This is a genomic window from Methylocaldum sp. 14B (genome assembly GCF_002005105.1).
Lineage (GTDB): Bacteria > Pseudomonadota > Gammaproteobacteria > Methylococcales > Methylococcaceae > Methylocaldum.
Map to the genome: position 1 here is coordinate 1 of NZ_MSCV01000064.1, position 3,658 is coordinate 3,658.

Consider the following 3,658-nt stretch of genomic DNA (forward strand, 5'->3'; position numbering starts at 1 on the left):
CTTCTAGGCCAAGGCCACGAACAATACGAGCATCATTAATACCGTCGCCTTGACGATATGGGTCTGGACCTGCATCAGCGACAGCCGCTCGCGGCGCCAGCCGATGTATTGCATCAGACTCACCCAGGCGGTGCACAGCAACAAGCCCACGGCCAGCGTCTGTAGCACCAAGGCCTTTACCGCTCCGAGGCCGATGCCGGAACCGCTGGCGAATGCCGCCGAGGGCGAAAGCGGTGCGTGGGTCGGCGGGGTTATCCCGATCGTGGTCTCCGGTGCCGGCGTGGCCGAACCGGTGGATGGTCCGCCGGACACGCCCGTGACCGCCGAGACATCGAACCCGCCCAAAGCCGAAAGATACGTGGCGATCGATGTTCCGTTGCCATCCCGGACCGAGGCGGTTCCGCCCGAACTCAGGAAGCGGCGCAGCCCGCCGACGCCGACCAGGTGAGCGCCGGCGAGCAGGCCCGACGGTGTGATCAGGATGCCGCCGACCGTTTGTCCCAGATAGCCGTCGAGATCCAGGTTCTTGATCTGCGACCACTGGGCGGCACTGAAGGCGGTCACCGCCTGAGTCTGCACCGAAGGGCGGCTCAGGAAATCGGCCATATTCCGTACGCTGTCCTTCCCGGTCCAGCTTCCCCGCCAGTCATTCCTCGCGGTGCCGTCGGACCGGTAATAGCCGGCTTCGGTCAAGGCCTGCTCGCCCATCTGGTAGAGACCCAAATACCCGTAATCATTGCGGGCACCGGGGTTGTTTCCGGATTCCATCCGGGCCAGCCGGCTCAGGTAATCGGTATAGTTCCCCGCGGCCAGAACGATACCCGATGCGAAAGCCCATGTGACCAAAGCCGTGCGCCAGGCTTTCGGACAAAGATGGCGTTTTACGCCCACGTCACGGCCCTCGGCGACGCTCATCGATCGATTTCGCGCAGGCCAGAGCCGCATCGGTGACCGGCCCATGCGATCCCAACCGACGCGAGCGGCCCTGTTCACTGAGAACCAGCCCGTAATCCTGGGACGGCAAGACAATGACGCCGTACAGGGATTCGGCGTCGCAGCGGTGCGGCCTGCACAGATCGAACAGGACAACATTTACCCCGTCATGTTCGAAAATGCGTACCGGACGCGAGGGACCGCTGAGCTTTCGGATCCACGGTGCCTCGTTCCGGGTGAGCACGGCGTGTGGTCGGCCGATCGCGGGGACCGACTCGATCAGGTGCCAGGGCAAACCGGCATACGGCGGATTCCCGGCGTAGCGCAAGACGCCGCCCCCTGGACAGGCGTCGCGCCGGGCCAATTCCTGTTCGGTCGGCAGCAGGTTCACGCGCTCATCCACAGACTTATTGGCCATCGCCGCGTTGGACAGGGAAACCAATGCGAACAGCCATTCGATGCGCCGAATCCTCATCAATCATCTCCTTCAACGCGGTTCATGCGATTTTGGATCAAGACCTTCACGCGTCCCGGCCACGCGATATCGACGAACCGCACGGGTCTGCCGTCGGTGCCCGCCGAAGTCAATTCCAAGGTGCCGATGTTCACCAGACGCTCGAACCAGGATTGTCTGAGGGTGATCGAGCGGATGTCCTGAAACCGTAAGCCCACGGTATCGCGGGCAACCAGGCCTTCGCGGGCTTCGACCCCGGTCTCGGAAACCACATAGGCGGCCGACAGCCATTCGGTCCACAGCCAGAAGAGCAGGGCGCCGGACAGGAAACCACCCATGAGTGTCAAGCCGTTGAGCGTCCAGGTCAGCCCGGTGTTCAGCACCGAAGGATCGATCGGCAATAAGGCCAGGAGGGAACTCAGCAGGCGGTGCGGAATAAACGCCAGCAGCACGCCGATGCCCAATACCGGCAGCCAAACGGCATTCGCTCGCAACACGGCGGGTCGGAATACTCGTGCGGCTCTTTTTTCCGAATCCATCTTCATCGAGTGCCTCTCGGTTCGCTGCAACAGCCCGCCAAGATGAGCGGCTTGCTCCGCCGGTTCGCTCGACCGGCGTGGCGAAACGGCATCGGCACGCGGAAACTCCGGCTCGCGCCGCAGGATGAAACCGCCGTCAGGACAATTTTCCACCGCATAGCACCTCCCCGATTCGCCCGACAGCAATTCGCGCATGCGGGTCGCGAGGCCGAAGGAACGGAACGGCAGGCCGTCGAGGTTGTAGATGGCGTCGCCGATCCGCATCGGGGTTCCCGTTACTCTTCGCCGGGATCGCTGGGCATCTCGGTGGGCGCACCGGTACGCGGCCGATACGTGACGGATTCGATGCACACCGGATCGATGGCGATGCGACTGGCCGTCAGCCGTAATGCGCGATGCTCGGTACCCTCCGCGTCCTCCCAGGACTCCTCCCGCAGCTGGCCATCGACCTGAATCCGGGCGCCTTTGCGGAGCACTTTGACCGTCGATTCCGCACGGGCTTCCCACACGCTGACGCTGAGCCAGAATCCGCCCTCATCCTCGAAGGAACCATCGTCTTGCGGCACGCTGCGATCGAAGTAGACGCGCAGATCCGCCACCGACCGATCCTCGCCATCGACTTGGACGGTGCGAAGTACGGGCGCCTGACCGAGGTTGCCGACGCCGGAAAACTGATTGCTCATGCCCTGGACTCCTGAGGAATGCCGCTGTTTGCAATGAGCCATAGATGCCCGATTTTTCGCCCGATGACCACCCAAAACCGATCATTCGCCGGTGACCGGTTTCCGCTTCTTGAGCCGGTTTCAATGTATCAAGGCGGTCGTGAAGGACGTCGAAAGCGATAGGGAGCGATACGACATTTATACGGAATCTTGTAGGAAGGCCCGAGGCCGTATAGAGTCGATTCCTCTAGTTTCCGTATCAATGAATGAAACCGCCATGCTTGCTGCGACCATACCCCACGAGCGTATTGACCTCAGGACCTCGCCCGAAATCAAGGCACTGATTGTTCGCGCCGCAGCCATGGCCGGCGTTTCCGTGAGCGCTTTTGTACTGGGCGCCGCGCAGGAGCGCGCCAAACAGGTTCTCAGCGAGGCGGAATCGATGACGCTGTCGCCGCGTGACTGGGAGGCTTTCTTTACGGCTCTGGACCATACCGACAAGCCCCGCCCGAAATTGTCGGCCGCCATGCAACGGTATCGTGAATGGCAATCCGAACGTGAATCCTCGTGACGGTCTTCTACCGGAAGCGATCGAGGCGTTTCACGCCCATCATGATTGCCGGAGCTTTGCCTGCGGCGACCCGGAACCGGACGGCTATCTCAAACGCTTTGCGCGTCAACATGCCGAAACCAAGGTCAGCCGAACCTACGTCACCATCAACGGTGCTGCGATTCTCGGCTATTACAGTCTGGCCATGTCGGCCATTCGCAAGGATCAGTTGCCGTCCCGGTATCCATCTCCGCTTTCCGAATGATCCTTGCCGGTAGCTCGTTTGGCCCGGCTGGCGGTCGACCATCGCTATCAAAAGCGGGACTTGGGTGAACGGCTATTGGCCGACGCGCTGTCCCGGTGTTTCCGTCTTTCGGAGGAGATCGGCCTCATCGGCGTTGTGGTCGATGCCAAACACGAGCAAGCCAGGCGCTATGATGAGCGTTTCGAATTCGAACGATTCCCCGATGCCCCGCTCACCTGGTGGTTGCCCACGGCAGCCATCGCCAGACTGTGAACC

Annotated in this window: 7 protein-coding genes; 3 read left to right on the forward strand and 4 right to left on the reverse strand. The window is 61.9% G+C overall.

The window, feature by feature from the left end; all coding sequences use genetic code 11:
• Positions 1-3 precede the first annotated feature (3 nt).
• The 4 genes from B2A78_RS25295 to ssb are packed head-to-tail and all read right to left on the reverse strand — an operon-like array spanning position 4 to position 2,609.
• Positions 4-915 (reverse strand): DUF3262 family protein, encoded by a 912-nt coding sequence (locus B2A78_RS25295; RefSeq protein ID WP_168175558.1) that lies wholly within the window; start codon positions 913-915, stop codon positions 4-6.
• Positions 893-1,408, reverse strand: coding sequence for a hypothetical protein (locus B2A78_RS25920; RefSeq protein WP_143735320.1), 516 nt, complete (start codon positions 1,406-1,408; stop codon positions 893-895). The genes B2A78_RS25295 and B2A78_RS25920 overlap by 23 nt, the downstream gene beginning before the upstream one ends.
• Positions 1,408-2,190 (reverse strand): PH domain-containing protein, encoded by a 783-nt coding sequence (locus B2A78_RS25300; protein ID WP_077732823.1) that lies wholly within the window; start codon positions 2,188-2,190, stop codon positions 1,408-1,410. Before B2A78_RS25300 ends, B2A78_RS25920 begins: the two co-directional genes overlap by 1 nt.
• Before the next feature lie 11 nt (positions 2,191-2,201).
• Entirely contained in the window at positions 2,202-2,609 is a 408-nt protein-coding gene (gene ssb, locus B2A78_RS25305; protein WP_077732824.1) for a single-stranded DNA-binding protein, read from the reverse strand.
• A 256-nt stretch (positions 2,610-2,865) separates the two neighbouring features.
• On the opposite strand from ssb, the gene B2A78_RS25310 reads away from it, so the two are divergent.
• From B2A78_RS25310 to B2A78_RS25320, 3 genes are read left to right on the forward strand one after another with little or no spacing between them, the layout of a single operon-like run.
• Entirely contained in the window at positions 2,866-3,159 is a 294-nt protein-coding gene (locus B2A78_RS25310) for a DUF1778 domain-containing protein (protein ID WP_168175559.1), read from the forward strand.
• The gene (locus B2A78_RS25315) at positions 3,146-3,403 is read left to right on the forward strand and encodes a hypothetical protein (RefSeq protein ID WP_077732826.1); all 258 of its coding nucleotides are present in this window, start codon (positions 3,146-3,148) and stop codon (positions 3,401-3,403) included. The genes B2A78_RS25310 and B2A78_RS25315 overlap by 14 nt, the downstream gene beginning before the upstream one ends.
• A 3-nt stretch (positions 3,404-3,406) precedes the next feature.
• A complete protein-coding gene (locus B2A78_RS25320) occupies positions 3,407-3,655 on the forward strand; it encodes a GNAT family N-acetyltransferase (protein WP_077732827.1) in 249 nt (82 codons plus the stop codon).
• The last annotated feature ends 3 nt before the right edge of the window (positions 3,656-3,658 follow it).